Origin of the sequence: Lacicoccus qingdaonensis (assembly GCF_900101075.1) — a bacterium.
Lineage (GTDB): Bacteria > Bacillota > Bacilli > Staphylococcales > Salinicoccaceae > Lacicoccus > Lacicoccus qingdaonensis.
In genome coordinates this window covers 75,447-91,455 of the sequence record NZ_FNFY01000001.1, presented here as the reverse complement: position 1 = coordinate 91,455, position 16,009 = coordinate 75,447, and the positions used below count along the sequence as shown (strand labels likewise).

The following is a 16,009-nucleotide window of genomic DNA, read 5'->3' as shown; positions in this document are numbered from 1 at the left end:
CTCGTCTTAATAGTATCCATCATCAATCATTAGTGATATCAAAATGCTGTGATTCCGGAACTCTCACCATCTTCCGGTCGCTTTAAAATATCTCACATTCTGCGTGTCTAACAATATATATATTATGCTAAAATAATCATGTTTAGTCAATATTTACTCTTCATTATTTCCATACTCGTTTTCAATGTCACGGACTTTGTCCTCATTATCCATGTCATAATCGAGCAGATAATCCCAGTCATCCGACTGCAGAAGGTCAAGCTGCGCCTGTACAAGCATTTTGAAACGTGCCCTGAAAACTTTCGACTGACGTTTCATATCTTCAGTCTGGCTGCCGATATGACGTGCCTGGTTCAACGCTTTATCAATGATGATATCCCGTTCCGCTTCGGCACTTCTGATAATCTCATCCGCACGTTCCTGAGCGGCCTTCTTAGTATCATCGCCTGCTCTCTGTGCGGTCAGTATCGCTTCATTGATGCTGGTTTCGACAGTTCTGAAACTGTTCAGATTTTCGTCACGCTCGTTCAGCATCTCTTCCAGCTGGGCAATCTTTCTGTCACGTTCTTCAATTTCCTCTTCGATCTTTCTCAGATGGTTTCTCACTTCTTTTTCATCGAGACCGCGGTAGACCGTTGCGAACTTTTTGTCCGTCCTTTCACTCGCTTCCATATTTTTCACCTCTTATTTGACCTTTTATTTACTTTTATAAACTTTCGCTTTGACTCTGTATTTCCCTTTTTTCGTTTCATGTAACATCTCATCGATTTTATACCGTCCGAAATGACGGACCGATACGACGTCGTCTTCCTCGAGAATGAAAGCCGGATTCACGACGGCCGTGTGATTGACCTTCACTTTGCCTTTCTCGATTCTGTTTTTCGATTTTGACCTGCCCTCTTTTAAAAGCTCGCCAGTCACGGTGTCCAGCCTGAAACTTGAAATCAGAATCGTCTGTGGCACACCATCATCGACATTATCGATAAATTCTGCATGCGGCACTTCATTCAAAATGACCGGAGCATTTTTTATCGTCGTAAGCTCCATTTCAAAAATATGAAAATAAGGCTTTGCGATCGCAAATTGTATCGTTTCACCGATGACGATATCGCCGATCAGATTTCTGTCCAGGCCGACACTCATGATTGCCCCCAGTATATTCCGGTGGTCCAGATTTACAAATTTCCGGGGATAATCCAGTTCGAGCACCATCACTTCGAAATCGTCCTTTGAAACTTCCAGCATTTCAGGTATGAGCATGGCGCGCATCCGCTCACGCGATTCACCGCCGCCGTAAAATTCTATTTTCAGCTCCGGATAATAGCCGGACAGGCTCCGTACAATACTCTGCTCCCTCGGGTCAAGGAAATCGAGGAGCACAGGGTAATAATCCCTTTCCGCAATTTCAAAGCGGCTGTTCAGTTTGATGATCGTCTCTTTTTCTTCTGGTCTGAAGTGTTGAAAAATTTCCTTCACGTCAAATGCTCCTTAACTTGAAAATCACGGCGATAAATGAATATCACCGTGACCCTGCATTAAAATTGTACTATGAATGTGACGATTGCGTTGAACACTGCCACAAGGCCACTTTGGAACAGCCATAAAACGATAAATAATATGATCGGGGACAAGTCCAGCATGCCTCCGAGCGGCGGGATGAGCTTTCTGAACGGTTCCAGGATCGGCTCAAAAATCTTACCCAGGAATTCGCCGAATTTCGACTCCCTGAGCGCCGGCAGCCATGAACTTAAAATGTAGATAATAAGTCCCCATCTTAATAATTGTAATGCTATGAACGATATGTCCGCTATTATTGATACTATATTGAGCAGTAGTGATTTATCCAAAATTATTCTCCTTACATTTCTTCTGAGTTATCTTTATCTGAAGAGATTTCACCTTCAACCACAACACTTTTCGGTGTACAAAGGAAAATATCATTCCCGACCTTTTGGATATCTCCATCCAATGCATAGACAGTACCGCTTAAAAAGTCCACTATCCTCTTTTTAGGACCTGAATCTACTTTAGATAAATTGACCAGAGTTGCACGTTCGTTTTTCAGTTCATCTGCAATATCCTGTGTTTCAGAAAAGACTCTCGGTTCAAATAAATGAACTTTCGCATTCATGTTATCGGCATTCATCAAAGTGGTCTCCTTATAACTGTGTTGTGAATTGTTTTGTCGTCCTGTCGTATTGTCCTGTGCAGGTTTTTGCCGCTCTTTTTTAAAGAAAGACCTTTGTGACCTGTTTTTATCGTGGGATGCTGAAGCATTGTCACGCGCTTTCTTGTTTTCAGATGAACTTTTTTCATTTCTGGATAAATCAAGCTGTGTCACTTTGCTTTTGCTGTCATTCACTTCAGGGCCCGCTTTTTTCTTCGGTCTGTTTACCGGCTTGTTTTCTTTTTGTCCGGTTTCATCAGAAGTTTCCTCTTCGACTTCGACGAAAAAAATATCTTTAAAAAAGTTTTTCATAGCGATAAAAATCACCTGCTTCCCATAATTTTCGAACCTATACGGATATATGTAGCACCGTGGTCAAGAGCGATTTCATAATCATTGCTCATTCCCATGCTGAGTTCGGTGATCTCCGGATAAGATTCCTGTAATTCATCTCTCAATTCTTTCAGACGGCCGAATGTATCATTCAGCACCTCTTCGTCTTCAGTCAGCGGTGCCATCGTCATCAGGCCGATGACCCTGACTTTCCCGTACGATGATAATTTCTCCAGGAAAGGCTGCACTTCATCGGCTGACAGTCCATGTTTTGATGACTCTTTGGAAACATTCACCTGTACAAAACATTTTACCTCATGTTCTGCATATTGTTCAATTTTTTTGGCAACACTTTCTCGGTCGAGTGAGTGGAGATGAGTCATGGATCCTGCGATATCCTTAACTTTCCTTGACTGCAGCGTTCCGATGAAATGGACATTTGCATCTTCCGGCAAAGCTTCTCTTTTTTCCAAAAATCCTTCAATACGATTTTCACCAAAGTCTCTGACGCCGGCTTCATATGCTTCCAGCGTTTCCTCAACAGTGTGATATTTGGTCACGACTATTATATTGACGTCATCTGACAATTTTTCTTTTATCGCATTAAAATTTTCTTTGATCATTTCATACTCTCCCTATAAATGCTAATGCACGGCCTGTCTTCCCCTCTTCGAGACGATAGGAGAAAAAACGGCCGGTATCTTCCGTACCAAGCGGTGTGACGTGAATATCATCTTCGTCCACACCAAAATCAAGCGCCTGGTTTTTATTGACCGTCTTAAGGTCCAGCTGATAACCGCTGTCCGTTTCAACGACCGCATCTTTTAAATAAAGGTCATCCAAAGCATCGATCACCTTGTCATCCACTTCGTAATAAGAAGCGTTGATGCTGATGCCGATGAGAACGGTCAGGTCCTTTGGATGCCCGTCATATTCATTCAGCGTACGCTTTAATATTTCTTTTGATGTACCCTTCCACCCTGCATGGACAAGGGCTGTGAAACTGTTGATCCTGCTGTAGATGTATACCGGCACACAGTCGGCATAGTTCATCGTCAGCAGAACATTTTCATCATAAGTATATATCGCATCGATATCATTCAACCCGCCTGTAAGTTCACGCACATTTGTACCGCGGTCGTCTGAAGTGACTTCCTTTACCCTGCCGCCGTGCGTCTGGATCGGAAGCACCCAGTCGCCGGGGCGGATATCAATTTCACTTGCCAGCATATCCTGATGCCTGTTCACGTTATCCGTATCATCACCGATATATAAAGCCATGTTGAAACTGTCTTCTGGATAATCACTGAAACCGTCCGTCCTTTTCGTGTAGCCAAAGAGGCAGTCGCCGTCTTTATTACCGTAAAAGTGATGATGCGGCTGAAAAGTAAACTGACTCATATCCTCACCTCAAAAATAAAGTCAGAAAGGCGCGCCTTTCTGACTTTGATCTAAATAATTATTAGCGTCTGCGACGATTACGATTTCTTAAGAAAGTCGGCACTTCATAATCATCGTCCTGTGAGCTGTTCACGCCTGGTTCTTCTTCTCTCTGGAAGCTGCGTGTCCTTTTCGGCTCCTCTTCACTGTCTGAAAAGCCGAATGATTCCCTCTTCTCTTCAGCTGCAGGTCTTTCCGGAGTACGGTTCACACCTTTTTCATTGAAGCCTGTGGCGATGACAGTGACGATGAGCTCATCTTCAAGCTCAGGGTTGATGACGGTACCGAAAATCATGTTTACATCTTCATCTGCCGCATCCTGTACGATGTCTGCCGCTTCCTGTGCTTCAAACAGCGATAATGATTCGCCGCCTGTGATGTTCATCAGCACACCTTGTGCACCGACGATTGAAGTTTCAAGCAACGGGCTCGAAATCGCCTTTTTAGCCGCTTCGACCGCGCGGTTTTCACCGGCTGAAATACCGATGCCCATGAGCGCCGATCCCTGGTTCTGCATGATGGTCTTAACGTCTGCAAAGTCAAGGTTCACTTCACCGCTTACGGCGATCAGGTCTGAAATACCCTGAACACCCTGACGGAGTACATTATCCGCTTCTTTGAACGCTTCCATCATAGGTGTTGATTTATCAACAATATCCAATAAACGATCATTAGGAATTACAATCAGTGTATCTACTGCCGCTTTCATCGCGTCCACGCCGGCTGCCGCCTGTGTCTGGCGCTTTCTGCCTTCGAATGAGAATGGTCTTGTCGTTACACCCACTGTGAGGATGCCCATTTCCTTCGCAATTTTAGCTACGATCGGAGCAGCACCTGTACCGGTTCCGCCGCCCATGCCTGCTGTGACGAACACCATGTCCGCGCCCTGCAGTGCATCTTCGATCTGTTCACGGGATTCCTCAGCCGCTTTTTTACCGATATCCGGGTTTGCACCGGCGCCGAGACCCCTCGTCAATTTTTCTCCAATCTGGATTTTGGATTCTGCTTTTGACAGATTTAAAGCTTGTCCATCTGTATTAATTGCTATAAATTCAACATTTTGCATGCCGTCATCAATCATGCGGTTGACTGCGTTGTTACCGCCGCCACCTACACCAACAACTTTCAAAGTTGCCAAATGGTTAAAACCTTGCTCAAATTCCAACATCTTGTTTTTCCTCCCAATGATTCATCTTATTCAAATAGATTCTTAAATAATTTTTTCATGTAACCGCCCAGATCTTTCGATTCTTTCGGCCGGTTCTGTTCCGCTTTCGCATCGTTGACTTTTTCGTCGCCATCGTATGAGTACTCCGTATATTCTTCATAGTCAGGAGTGCCGGCAACTTCCTCATCCGATGCTTCATGTTGTACTTGTTTACTTTCAGACGATTGATTTACTGCTTCATTCTTATCTTTTCTGTTTTTGAATAAGCCGCTGAAGAAGTTTGAATCGGCATCTTCCGGAGTTTCTGAAGTGATGGTTTCTGTTGCTGTGTCATAATTATCAATTGTAACATATTCCAGTAACTCATCAAATGAAATTCCACTGCTGACTGTAGAAATTACACTGGAGAACTCAGGCTTTCTGGCCCCCATCTGATTCGGTACGTGGATACGCACCTTTTCAGATACCATATCCTGCATCAGTTCTTTGATGCCGAGCAGGTTTGCAGTACCGCCTGTAACGACGAAACCGCCACTGACTTTGGTGATGGACTGACGCTGAAGATCTTCAAACACATCGAGCAGCAGCTCTTCGACTCTTAGTTCAATGATATCCGCCAGGTCTTTCGGTGTCACTTCAATCGCATTTTCAGAATTGATCTGGTTCAGACGGATGACATCTTCATCATTTGCCATATCGAAAAATGCATGGCCGTATTGGTTTTTGACTTTCTCAGCATGATCGAACGGCATGTTGAATGCCTCGGTCAGATCATTCGTAATCAGATTGCCGCCCACCGGAATGGAAGAGGCATATTTCAGTGCGCCGCGTTCAAAGTATGCATACTGAGTCAGATCCGCGCCGATGTCTATTACAACGCCGCCGAGTTCGATTTCAGCATCTGTCAGCACGTGTCCATAGTTGACCGCATCCGAATATACATCGAGTATCGTCAGACCGGACTCTTCCACACATTTCACCGCATTGATAAGCAGTGTGCGGTTGGTCAGGATAACGCCGGCTCTGACTGCCAGCGACTGAGTCGCGACCATTTCTTTCGGGTCATCCACTTCATGAAGGTCATCAACGATGAAATGAACCGGGAAAACGGTGACGACTTCTTTGTCACCTGCCATCTCTTTTTCCCTTAATGATTCCAATAGGGACTCTATATGTTCACCATTGATTTCTGTTGACTCCCCGCCGAATCTGATTGATTCCTCACTGAATTTGATCTCCGAATCAGTGATCGGCATTTTCAAAAATACTTCATCAATTTCTACGCCTGATGAAATACTTGCTTTTTTGACTGTATCTTTAATTGCACTTTTGGCAAGTTCAAAATCTGTAATCATCCCTTTAGATATCCCGTCAGTGAAAGTTTGACCGATTCCGATGATGTTTACGCCATCATGAAACTTCTCACCGACGACTGTCTTAACACTGGATGAGCCTATATCAAGTGCTACATAGTAATGTTCCTTCAAGTCATCTGCCTCCTAGCGAGCTATCAATTTACTATTATCAGTTTACATTATCACAAGTTAATTGTGAACTATTTACAAGAATTATACAAAAATTTAAACTGGATGGATCATTCCTCTTCAAATTCCTCGAATTGATTCAATGTATCTTTGACACTGTTCAATGATGTGTTCAACTCATTGACATAACCGGCAGCTTCCGGCGAGTTGTATATACCACTTTTGATCTGACGGGCTTCATTTGAATCGTACGGCAGAAAACTGCTGCCGATTTCGATATCGATGATGCCTTCGGTATCATCCCCGATCTCTTCTTTCATACCGATATAATGGTTCATCTTTTCCCCGAAATCCCGGTAGTCGGCGACGATTTCCTGGCCGTCATTCATCAGTAGATGGATTCTGCCGAGAGAGTTGTCCGTCGGCCTGAAATAAATTTCGGAAATCCCCGCCCTTATTTCAGGTTCGATATCATTGAGGTTGTCAACGAGACCGTCCATTTCCTCTCCTTCAAAAAAGTAGATCAATGGTCCGTTTACAGGACTGACCTGATAGCCTCTCAACACTCTCCGGTTTTCCAGCACCGGATTATAGCCGCCTTCATTCTCTATATAGCCGACCACCTGATGCTCACTGATGCTGACAGTCACACCATTCCACCAGTCACGCTCCACATTGACATCGACGATGATGGGGAGGAGCGAAATATTCTCCTCTGCGGTGCCGGGGTCTATACTGAACATCTTATCACCTGCAGAAAAATCCAGCCGGCTTTCTATTTCGTCATCGGTAATTATTTCGTTTCCGCTGATGTTGATTTCTTTCAGATCACTTGCATCTGTCGAAACATACCAGATGAGCACCGCGAATAAAAGGAGTAGAACGACGGCAGGCACAAGTATGTATTTTGGAATGAGCAGGATGTTTTCTTTCAGTGCCGTGAGCTTTGTGTATTTTTTCGGTTTTTTCGGACGCTTTGGACGCTTCTGCCTGTATTTCTTCGTGAACAGTTTCTGTTTCCGTGTCTTTTCAGGTGTTTCTTCAGCTTCGGGCGGTCTATTTTCAACCGGCTGTCCAGCGTCTGCTGCCCGATCTGGGTATTCTTCATTCTTATTTTCCTGGCCATCCTCCCGATTGTCAGTCCACTTGTTTCTCTCTATCAGTGATTCGCTCAAATATTCTTCTTCGGGAAGCTCACTTTCATTCCGCCCTGCCTCCGGGTCTTTTGCGGGAGTACCATCATCATTACTGACGCTCCGTCCGGCGGTATTTTCTGCAGGCTTTTCCTCTCCTTGGCCGTCATCTTCCGGTGAGCCATAAAGACGGGACTCTATGGCAGTCTGTGAGTACGTCTTACGATTTTGCCTCAGTTTATCTCTTAACTTTGAAATTTCCTCTTTATCACTCATCTTTATGGCTCACCGCCTTTTTAATAGATTTTATGAAAGCCTTCTTTATAATGGTCTCCGCGTGCTTCGTAATCCTTATACTGATCCCAGCTCGCACATGCGGGAGAGAACAACACAATTTCGCCGTCTTTCGCGATTTCTTTCGCATCGAGCACTGCATGGTACGGGTTTTCGGCGGTACTCACGGCAATATTTTCAGCTTTGGCAAAATCGTTCAAAGCAGCCGCCGTTTCGCCGTATGCAATCAGATGTTTGACGTGTCCGGCATGCTTTTTCAATTCATCGAACGACTGGCCCCTGTCGAGCCCGCCGGCAATCCATACGGTCGGCACTTCGAAACTGTCGAGTGCGAATGATGTCGCCAGATTGTTCGTCGCCTTTGAATCATTGTAGTATTTGACACCGTCTATGATGCCGAGATACTCCATACGGTGCGGAATGCCGCCGAATGTCCTGAGCGTTTTGACGATGGCGTCGTCGGACACACCGAAGTGTTTGACCGCAATGATCGCAGCCAGTATATTTTCATAGTTATGGTCGCCTCTCAAAAGCACATCGTCAATATCGATCAGCTTCCTGTCTTCAAAGTGGATGGCACGCTCTTTAATATATGCATCCGCATCTCCCTCACCGGTGAAATATCTGATGTTGGCCGGGCCGGAGTAATGATCCAGAAATGACTTCTGCTGACGGTTAAAAACGATCATATCCGACTCAGTCAGGTTGTCCAATAAAGACAGTTTGGCATTCACGTATTCCTCTTTCGAGGAATGATAGTCCATATGTGCTTCATAAATATTGGTCAGTACTGCGACATCCGGCTTGAAAGTATCCACACCCATCATCTGGAAAGACGACAGCTCCATTACGAGCACACTGTCGTCGTCAGCCTCAAACGCCGCTTCACTTGCCGGATACCCGATATTGCCGCAGAGAACCGGTTTTTTATTGTCATTATCCATCATTTCACCGATCAGGTGCGTGACGGTCGTTTTTCCGTTCGTTCCGGTGATTCCGATGATTCCTACATCTGTGATATCTTTCGTCAGCTCGACTTCCGTGATGATCGGGATGCCGCGCTCCATCGCTTCCTGGATGAATTCAATCCTATAAGGTATTCCCGGATTTTTGATGATCAGATCAGCGTCGTTCAGAAGGCTCACCGGGTGATGGCCGTCGACGATTTCAACGCCCTGCCCTTTCAGCAGCTGCCTGATACTTTCATCTGCAAATATTTCGTTTGTTGTCAACACAACGTTTGCGCCGAAACGGATCATCGTGTTGACGGCACTCCTGCCGCTTCTGCCGTATCCGAGCACGATGACTTTCTTGTCTTTGTATTTATTATGGCCCATTTAAAGTCCTCCCAGCAGAATCCCGATCACACCGGCGACTGCACCTGCCGTCCAGAATACAGCGACAATTTTCCATTCATTCCACCCGAGCAGCTCGAAATGGTGGTGGATCGGTGTCATTTTGAAAATCCTTTTTCCAGTGAGTTTGAATGATGCCACCTGCAGCATGACGGAAGCCGTTTCGACAACGAATACTGCACCGATGAAAAGCAGCAGCAGACTGTTGTTGATCATGATGGAGACGATACCGATCACACCGCCGAGGGCAAGTGAACCTGTATCTCCCATAAACAGCTTTGCAGGGTATTTATTATAGATCAGGAAACCGAGCAGTGCGCCGATGATGATGCACAGGAACAATGCGATTTCATATTCGTGATACATGTATGCGATTGTCAGGAACGCACCAAATGCGATGATTGACGTACCGGTCGCAAGGCCGTCCAGTCCGTCCGTCAGGTTGACGGCGTTACTGAAACCGACAAGCCAGAATATGATCCACAGCACAAACAGGAAGCCGAGCGGAATCGACCACTCCGTCCCCGGTATATGAATGCTGTTTGTAATGTCCGGAATCCAGTTGGCCATTATGATGTAAACGATGATCGACACCGCAATCTGCGCGATGAATTTCTGCTTTGATGTCAGTCCGGTATTGTCCTTTTTGACGACGATGATATAGTCATCGATGAAACCGATCAGACCGAAGCCGATCGTCACGATGATCAGAACAAGCATCTTGTATATGTCATCGACAAAAAACAGTGCCGCTGATGCAAGCAGTATCGTCGGAATCAGATACGTCAGCCCGCCCATTGTCGGCGTGCCGGTTTTTGCCTGATGGGACTCGGGCCCTTCCTCCCTGATGGACTGGCCGAACTTCATACGCTTCAACAGCGGAATCGTGACCGGCACTAAAATTGCAGTAAATGCAAATGAGAGTATTAAAAATATATGATTCATCATGTCCTCCTAGTCATTTGGATCATTTGACGATAATGTGATGTTGATTTCGCCGCCTTCTTCAATCGGAGCACCAGCCTCGACCGACTGCTCACTGACGTATCCTTCACCTTCGACTGTGATATCCACACCTGCAAAATCTCCAAAAATTATTGCTTCACGTTTTGACAGCCCTTCAAGATCAGGCATCGTCGCCTGCCCTTCTGTTTTGACGAAGAAAGTATCATACGGCAGCAGCGCGCTGTTTTTCGGGTAATGGTCTTCGATGACTTCGCCTTCACCGATGACGAGCTGATGGATGGTTTCATCTTCGGGCAGCGCCGCTTCTCCCATATTTTCACCGGTATAATCTTCGACAGGGACGAGTTCAGCAGTCGACTCCTCATCCTGTGAACCGACTTCCAAATATTTAAGCGTGCGTTCCATCAGCGGGTTGAAGCCGTGCATTACGCCGTAATCCCAGGTGTCTTCCTTATTTTTTGAAGCGAGCTTGATGCCGTAGTAGATGATCACTTCCGGATCATCTTCCGGCGCATAGCCGATGAACGAAGTCAGAAATTCATAATCCCCGGTCATATAGCCACCGTTTTCAGGATCGATGATCTGTGCAGTTCCGGACTTGCCGGCCACTTCATAATCATCCAGCTGGTACTGCGGGTTCCGTTCCATGGAACCGTCTACGAATGTATTGATCTCTTCCTGCGTCTTCTCTGCCGCTTCTGGGCTGATGACCTGTCTCACGACAGACTCTTTACCATCATACAGCACTTCATCCGTATCCGGGTCTGTGATCGAGTCGATGACATAAGGTTTTTTCATTTGTCCTTCATTCAGTATGGCAGTCATCCCCTGGATCATCTGGATCGGTGTCACCGTCGAAGTCTGGCCGAACGAAGTCGTCTTGCGCTGCAGTTCCTCGTCCCAGGCAATGACACCGGGCACTTCACGCGGGAATTCCGAGTCCGTCGTCTGGCCGAAACCGAAGTCCTGATAATATTCGAGCATCTTGTCTTCTCCCACTTTATCCTGAAGAATCATCATCAGGGCGTTTGAAGAATATTGCATACCTTCATTATAAGTGATATTTCCCCAGCCTTCAGGTTCCCAATCATAAATTGTGTGTCCGCCGACATCAAATTCACCGGATTCAAACGTCATATCCGGCTCATATTCACCGGCATCGATTGCGGCGGCAAGACTGAACACTTTGAAAGTGGATCCAGGCTCGAAGGAATACTGGTAGAGCATGTTCAGCCAGCTGTTGCCGAACCCTTCACGCGTTCTCGGATTGAAGGACGGTCTCTGTCCGGAGCCCAGAATCTCACCGGTTTCAGCATCCGCAACGACTGCAAACAGCTCTTCCGGTTCGAAATGTTCCTCCATGGTATCGAGTGAATCCTCCAGATACAGCTGGATGTTAGAATCGATCGTCAGCTGCATATCCGCACCATCTTCAGGCGCTTTCACCTGATTCTGGGTATTCGGCACTATGTACCCCCAGACATCCTGAGTATAGCCTGTCGATCCCGGCTCACCGGAAAGCACGTCGTTATACGCCCGTTCCAGCCCCATCTGGCCGAACAGTCCGCCGGTCTCTTCATCCTGCTCCGCATAGCCGACAAGATGGGAAGCAAAGTTGCCGTTCGGATAGAAACGCTTAGTTTCCGATACAAAATAAAAACCGCTGACACCCGAATCACCATCCGCCTGGATTTCTTCCAGCGCCTGTTTTTCGTTATAGGAAATGTCCATGCCCGCTCTGCCGAGCTCGACCTGGAAACGTCCATCCTCTATCCCCTGGTCAATTTTCTCAATCACTTCATCTTCATCCATATCCAGTACTTCATTAAGTACAGATGCCACTTTTTCCTTATCTTCAACGTGATTCGGATAGTCCTCATCAATAATTAATGCAACACGGTAAGCTTCCATATCACTCGCGAGAATATTGTTATCGCGGTCGGTGATATCGCCTCTTTCTGCATGATTGACTGCAGTTCTTGAAAATTTCTCATGGCCGTGTGCGACCAGATCTTCATCTTCCAGTGATTTTCCGATCATCAAATATGAAAATTGCCAGAATATCAAAAGAAAAAGCACTCCTATACCTAGATATATTAGGAGCGCACCGACTGAAAATGATGTCGTTCTATTCATGAACTTTACTTTAATTTTTGCCATGTCTTTCAACAACCTTTACATTGCTGTTGTCTAAATCTAGACCCAGCTCACCAGCTTTCTCGTAAATTCTATCATAGGATGCCAAATGTGTCACTTCCGTATTCAGCTCATCGATCTCACCATTTTTTGTTGCGATTTCGCTTTCTACATTCGTGATTTCACTCTGCAGCTCATAAGCATCCATCTTTGAGGAAAGTACAAAGACCGCCGCAACGGTAATCATTATCATCAATGTGAGATAGATGATCGCTTCGCCCCGTTTGATGCCGACGACTTTACTTTTCGTACGCGTTCGGGCATTTGATTTCGACTGGTTCTGATCATTCGATTTTGTATTGGGTAATGCTTGACGATACCTTTCTACTGCCATAGCTAACACATCCTATTTCTGTTTCTCTGCAATTCTTAATTTCGCACTGCGTGCTCTCGGATTGTTTTCCAGTTCTTCACCATCGGCCAGAATCGGTTTACGGTTGATCCTTTTCAGGTCCGGCTGATATTCCGGTGGAATGACAGGCAGTCCTTTTGGCAGTTCCGGTCCTTTTTCATACTCTACGAACATCTGCTTGCAGATTCTGTCTTCCAGTGAATGGAACGTAATGACTGATACTCTGCCGTCTTTGTTTAAAATTTCAATCGCCGCTTCAAGCGAACGTTCAAATACACCCAGTTCATCATTCACTGCGATTCTGAGCGCCTGAAACACCCTTTTCGCCGGGTGGCCACCTGTACGGCGGTACTTGTGGGGTATTTGGGACTTTATTATTTCTGTCAGTCCGGTCGTCGTTTCTATGTTATGTTCTTTTCTTCTTCTTTCGATTTCTCTTGCAATCCGCTTTGAGAACTTCTCCTCACCATATCTGAAGAAAATACTGACAAGCGCCTCGTAGGAATAAGTATTTACAATTTCATACGCATCCAGAGACTGGGACTGGTCCATCCTCATATCGAGCCTCGCTTCTCTTGTATGGGAAAAACCACGATCGGTAATATCGAGCTGCGGACTTGAAACACCCAGGTCATACATGATTCCGTCAACCTTTTCTATATCCAAAGCTTTCAATTCTTCTTTCAGATTTTCAAAATTACTGTGTACAAGAATCAATCTTTCATTATCTTTGAATTTTTCCTGTGCATGTTCGATCGCATATATATCCTGGTCGAATGCGATTACTCTGCCCGTTGTGACTTTACTGAGCAGATATTCAGTATGACCGCCGCCTCCTAAAGTGGCATCCACATAAATTCCGTCTTCCTTAACGTTGAGACCGTCCACTGTTTCTTTTAATAATACTGTGTCATGACTGAACACATTGTCACATCCTATAAATCAAAGTCTATTAAGTCTTCTGCTATATCTTCAAAGTTTTCCTCAGAATCCGAATAGAAATCGGACCACTCTTCTGAATCCCAGATTTCAATACGGCTGGAAACACCAATTATTGTGCAATCTTTTGAAAGCCCTGCATAAGTGCGTAAATTTTGGGGGATATTGATCCGGCCCTGCTTATCCACCTCGACGACAGTCGCGCCTGAGAAGAATAAACGCATGAATTTTCGGGCATCACGTTTTGTCAGCGGCAGGCTTTTCATCTTTTCTTCAATGCGGGACCATTCTTCATGTGTGTAGCCAAAGAGACATTTATCAAGACCTCGTGTAATTACAAACTGCTCCGATAAATCATCACGAAATTTGCTTGGGACGATCATTCTGCCTTTTGTATCGAGTTTATTGTTAAATTCTCCCATGAACATGGTATCCACCTGCCTCTATTTATAAATTACCACATTCCACCACTTTTCACCACAAATTATACAAAATAAGCAGCGGTAATTTTAATAAAATAAAAAAACGGCTTTCTAAAAATTAGAAAGCCGTCGGCTGAACAGTGGCGCTATGGTGTTTTGAGGATTACCAGGTCTGTCGTATAGGAAAGTGGTGGAAAATCCCTTAAATCGGTCATATATTGCCAAGGGTGGTACATCCGTTCATGGAGTCCGCCGTCCGGCAATAATTTTTCCTGCAGTTCGGTCAGATCACCCAGTTCTTTTCTCTTGTGCCGCTTCACTTCGATTCTGTATCTGCGCTCCAGATAATCGAGCTGTTTCAGATGGTGCTTGAAGTTCGCTTCGACAATATGCGTCATGAAGTCCTGCCTGTTGATATCGTGCAGTTCCTGATAACTCTTCTCTGCACTTTTCGTAATGTCAGCAATTTTATTGATAAACTCTGAGCTGATGTCATTTTCCACCATTGAATGTTTAAGTTCATTGATTGTGTCAAACAACTTAGGATTGAAATCCAGTTCATGTTTTTCCATCAATTTTTCAAGCCTCGGGGATAAATATTCAAATTCGATGCGTTTTAAAATGATCGGCATGTCCACATCCATCACTTCAAACACTTTGTGCAGTTCGCCCCAGTACTTCACTTCTGCGCTGCCGCCGAGAAATATGAGCGTGTTGAACAGCATCTCCTGCATCAAAGGACGCGTCACCACATTATTGCTGAATACTTCCGGTGACTCCTCAAGCAGTCCGAGCAGTTCATCTTTTGTATACTTCTCATCACCGGCCTTGAAATGTTCGCCGTCCTTTTCAAGAAGCGTCCGGACCGTTGTCGCATTGACAAACAGGTGCACGTTATTTTCCGTATGGATCACCGGGGAGGTATCCAGTTCATCCGCCAGCTGTTTCTGGCCGCTGACGAATGCGTCATCGATTTTTTCATGGGACTCTATCATCGATCTGAATATCGATTTTTCAAACTGGCGCACTTCAGGTGTGTGGCTGTTGAAGACAAGGATGCCTTCATCTTTGAACAGGTCATGCACCAGTGCGTGGAAAAGTTCCGTCCAGTAAGTATGTTCATCTATGAATGCCGTCACTTTGTCCTTCAAAGTTTTCAGGTCTGAGCGGTCTCCGCACATTTCCAGAATCTTATTCAGAGTATCTTTCATTGCCTGTTTGTCGTATTCATAGAAACCGACGCTCATATTCACTTTGAGGTTCGGCTTATAGCTGATCTTCCTCTTTTTTCTGTGCATGTCGTCATAGACGAATGTATGATTGATCTCTTCGTAATCATGATCCTCTCCCGCCACCCAGAAGACCGGTACGGCATCATAATCATATTTTTCTTTCATATCCTTTGTCACGGTGATGATGGATATTATCTTATGGATGATATAGGCCGGGCTCATGAAAAGTCCGGCCTGCTGCCCGCCGATTACTGCCCGGTGACCGTCTGTCAGAAGTTCAAGGTTCTTCTCCTGTGCATCTGACAGCCCGTATTTTTCCATATCATCCTTCATTATTTCAGCAAGTGCCTTTGTATGGTCATGGACAGGTCTCGTGAGCACCTGGTCGACACTTTTTTTATTTAATGAGAGATTTTGATAAAATTTAAGTATATTCTCTTCCTGTCGGTTAAATTTATCAATAAAATTATCGTTAGAGAATTTCATACATTCAATTTCCATTGTCTTTCTCCTTTGTTACGGTGATTA

The 16,009-nt window shown here is 45.1% G+C and carries 16 protein-coding genes; all 16 read right to left on the bottom strand.

Annotated features, from left to right (window positions below; genetic code table 11):
* Positions 1–153 precede the first annotated feature (153 nt).
* The 16 genes from BLR15_RS00460 to bshC all read right to left on the bottom strand — a co-directional run bounded on the left by BLR15_RS00460 (position 154) and on the right by bshC (position 15,982).
* Positions 154–672, bottom strand: a complete 519-nt coding sequence (locus tag BLR15_RS00460) for a DivIVA domain-containing protein (RefSeq protein ID WP_092983637.1) — start codon at positions 670–672, stop codon at positions 154–156.
* Between the two features lie 24 nt (positions 673–696).
* Complete coding sequence (locus tag BLR15_RS00455; protein ID WP_092983636.1) at positions 697–1,476, bottom strand: YlmH family RNA-binding protein; 780 nt, start codon at positions 1,474–1,476, stop codon at positions 697–699.
* Positions 1,477–1,535: 59 nt separating this feature from the next.
* Entirely contained in the window at positions 1,536–1,847 is a 312-nt protein-coding gene (locus BLR15_RS00450; protein ID WP_407927501.1) for a YggT family protein, read from the bottom strand.
* 11 nt (positions 1,848–1,858) lie between these two features.
* The gene (locus tag BLR15_RS14355) at positions 1,859–2,479 is read right to left on the bottom strand and encodes a cell division protein SepF (protein ID WP_092983635.1); all 621 of its coding nucleotides are present in this window, start codon (positions 2,477–2,479) and stop codon (positions 1,859–1,861) included.
* An 11-nt stretch (positions 2,480–2,490) separates the two neighbouring features.
* A complete protein-coding gene (locus BLR15_RS00440; protein ID WP_092983634.1) occupies positions 2,491–3,123 on the bottom strand; it encodes a YggS family pyridoxal phosphate-dependent enzyme in 633 nt (210 codons plus the stop codon).
* Between the two features lies 1 nt (position 3,124).
* On the bottom strand, positions 3,125–3,901 hold the full coding sequence (gene pgeF / locus BLR15_RS00435; protein ID WP_092983633.1) for a peptidoglycan editing factor PgeF: 777 nt from the start codon (positions 3,899–3,901) through the stop codon (positions 3,125–3,127).
* Positions 3,902–3,962: 61 nt separating this feature from the next.
* Positions 3,963–5,108, bottom strand: a complete 1,146-nt coding sequence (ftsZ, locus tag BLR15_RS00430; RefSeq protein ID WP_092983632.1) for a cell division protein FtsZ — start codon at positions 5,106–5,108, stop codon at positions 3,963–3,965.
* 26 nt (positions 5,109–5,134) lie between these two features.
* Positions 5,135–6,595 carry a cell division protein FtsA gene (gene ftsA, locus BLR15_RS00425; RefSeq protein ID WP_092983631.1) on the bottom strand — a complete coding sequence of 487 codons (1,461 nt, stop codon included), beginning with the start codon at positions 6,593–6,595 and terminating at the stop codon, positions 5,135–5,137.
* Between the two features lie 107 nt (positions 6,596–6,702).
* Positions 6,703–8,001: a cell division protein FtsQ/DivIB gene (locus tag BLR15_RS00420; protein ID WP_092983630.1), complete on the bottom strand. Its 1,299-nt coding sequence runs from the start codon at positions 7,999–8,001 to the stop codon at positions 6,703–6,705.
* 20 nt (positions 8,002–8,021) lie between these two features.
* A complete protein-coding gene (gene murD, locus BLR15_RS00415) occupies positions 8,022–9,356 on the bottom strand; it encodes a UDP-N-acetylmuramoyl-L-alanine--D-glutamate ligase (protein WP_092983629.1) in 1,335 nt (444 codons plus the stop codon).
* Positions 9,357–10,319, bottom strand: a complete 963-nt coding sequence (mraY, locus tag BLR15_RS00410) for a phospho-N-acetylmuramoyl-pentapeptide-transferase (protein ID WP_092983628.1) — start codon at positions 10,317–10,319, stop codon at positions 9,357–9,359.
* 9 nt (positions 10,320–10,328) lie between these two features.
* The gene (locus BLR15_RS00405) at positions 10,329–12,500 is read right to left on the bottom strand and encodes a penicillin-binding protein (RefSeq protein WP_092983627.1); all 2,172 of its coding nucleotides are present in this window, start codon (positions 12,498–12,500) and stop codon (positions 10,329–10,331) included.
* Positions 12,487–12,870: a cell division protein FtsL gene (gene ftsL, locus BLR15_RS00400; RefSeq protein WP_092983626.1), complete on the bottom strand. Its 384-nt coding sequence runs from the start codon at positions 12,868–12,870 to the stop codon at positions 12,487–12,489. Before ftsL ends, BLR15_RS00405 begins: the two co-directional genes overlap by 14 nt.
* 12 nt (positions 12,871–12,882) lie before the next feature.
* On the bottom strand, positions 12,883–13,812 hold the full coding sequence (gene rsmH, locus BLR15_RS00395; protein WP_092983625.1) for a 16S rRNA (cytosine(1402)-N(4))-methyltransferase RsmH: 930 nt from the start codon (positions 13,810–13,812) through the stop codon (positions 12,883–12,885).
* An 11-nt stretch (positions 13,813–13,823) separates the two neighbouring features.
* The gene (gene mraZ, locus BLR15_RS00390) at positions 13,824–14,255 is read right to left on the bottom strand and encodes a division/cell wall cluster transcriptional repressor MraZ (RefSeq protein ID WP_092983624.1); all 432 of its coding nucleotides are present in this window, start codon (positions 14,253–14,255) and stop codon (positions 13,824–13,826) included.
* A gap of 140 nt (positions 14,256–14,395) precedes the next feature.
* Positions 14,396–15,982: a bacillithiol biosynthesis cysteine-adding enzyme BshC gene (gene bshC / locus BLR15_RS00385; protein WP_092983623.1), complete on the bottom strand. Its 1,587-nt coding sequence runs from the start codon at positions 15,980–15,982 to the stop codon at positions 14,396–14,398.
* Between the last annotated feature and the right edge of the window lie 27 nt (positions 15,983–16,009).

Excerpts from the sequence above, each read along its gene's own strand:
- BLR15_RS00460 (WP_092983637.1), bottom strand. The coding sequence starts at position 672 with ATGGAAGCGAGTGAAAGGACGGACAAAAAGTTCGCAACGGTCTACCGC.
- BLR15_RS14355 (WP_092983635.1), bottom strand. The coding sequence starts at position 2,479 with ATGAAAAACTTTTTTAAAGATATTTTTTTCGTCGAAGTCGAAGAGGAA.
- BLR15_RS00440 (WP_092983634.1), bottom strand. The coding sequence starts at position 3,123 with ATGATCAAAGAAAATTTTAATGCGATAAAAGAAAAATTGTCAGATGAC.
- murD (WP_092983629.1), bottom strand. The coding sequence starts at position 9,356 with ATGGGCCATAATAAATACAAAGACAAGAAAGTCATCGTGCTCGGATAC.
- bshC (WP_092983623.1), bottom strand. The coding sequence starts at position 15,982 with ATGGAAATTGAATGTATGAAATTCTCTAACGATAATTTTATTGATAAA.
- BLR15_RS00405 (WP_092983627.1), bottom strand. The coding sequence starts at position 12,500 with ATGGCAAAAATTAAAGTAAAGTTCATGAATAGAACGACATCATTTTCA.
- mraY (WP_092983628.1), bottom strand. The coding sequence starts at position 10,319 with ATGAATCATATATTTTTAATACTCTCATTTGCATTTACTGCAATTTTA.
- mraZ (WP_092983624.1), bottom strand. The coding sequence starts at position 14,255 with ATGTTCATGGGAGAATTTAACAATAAACTCGATACAAAAGGCAGAATG.
- pgeF (WP_092983633.1), bottom strand. The coding sequence starts at position 3,901 with ATGAGTCAGTTTACTTTTCAGCCGCATCATCACTTTTACGGTAATAAA.
- BLR15_RS00420 (WP_092983630.1), bottom strand. The coding sequence starts at position 8,001 with ATGAGTGATAAAGAGGAAATTTCAAAGTTAAGAGATAAACTGAGGCAA.
- ftsL (WP_092983626.1), bottom strand. The coding sequence starts at position 12,870 with ATGGCAGTAGAAAGGTATCGTCAAGCATTACCCAATACAAAATCGAAT.
- ftsZ (WP_092983632.1), bottom strand. The coding sequence starts at position 5,108 with ATGTTGGAATTTGAGCAAGGTTTTAACCATTTGGCAACTTTGAAAGTT.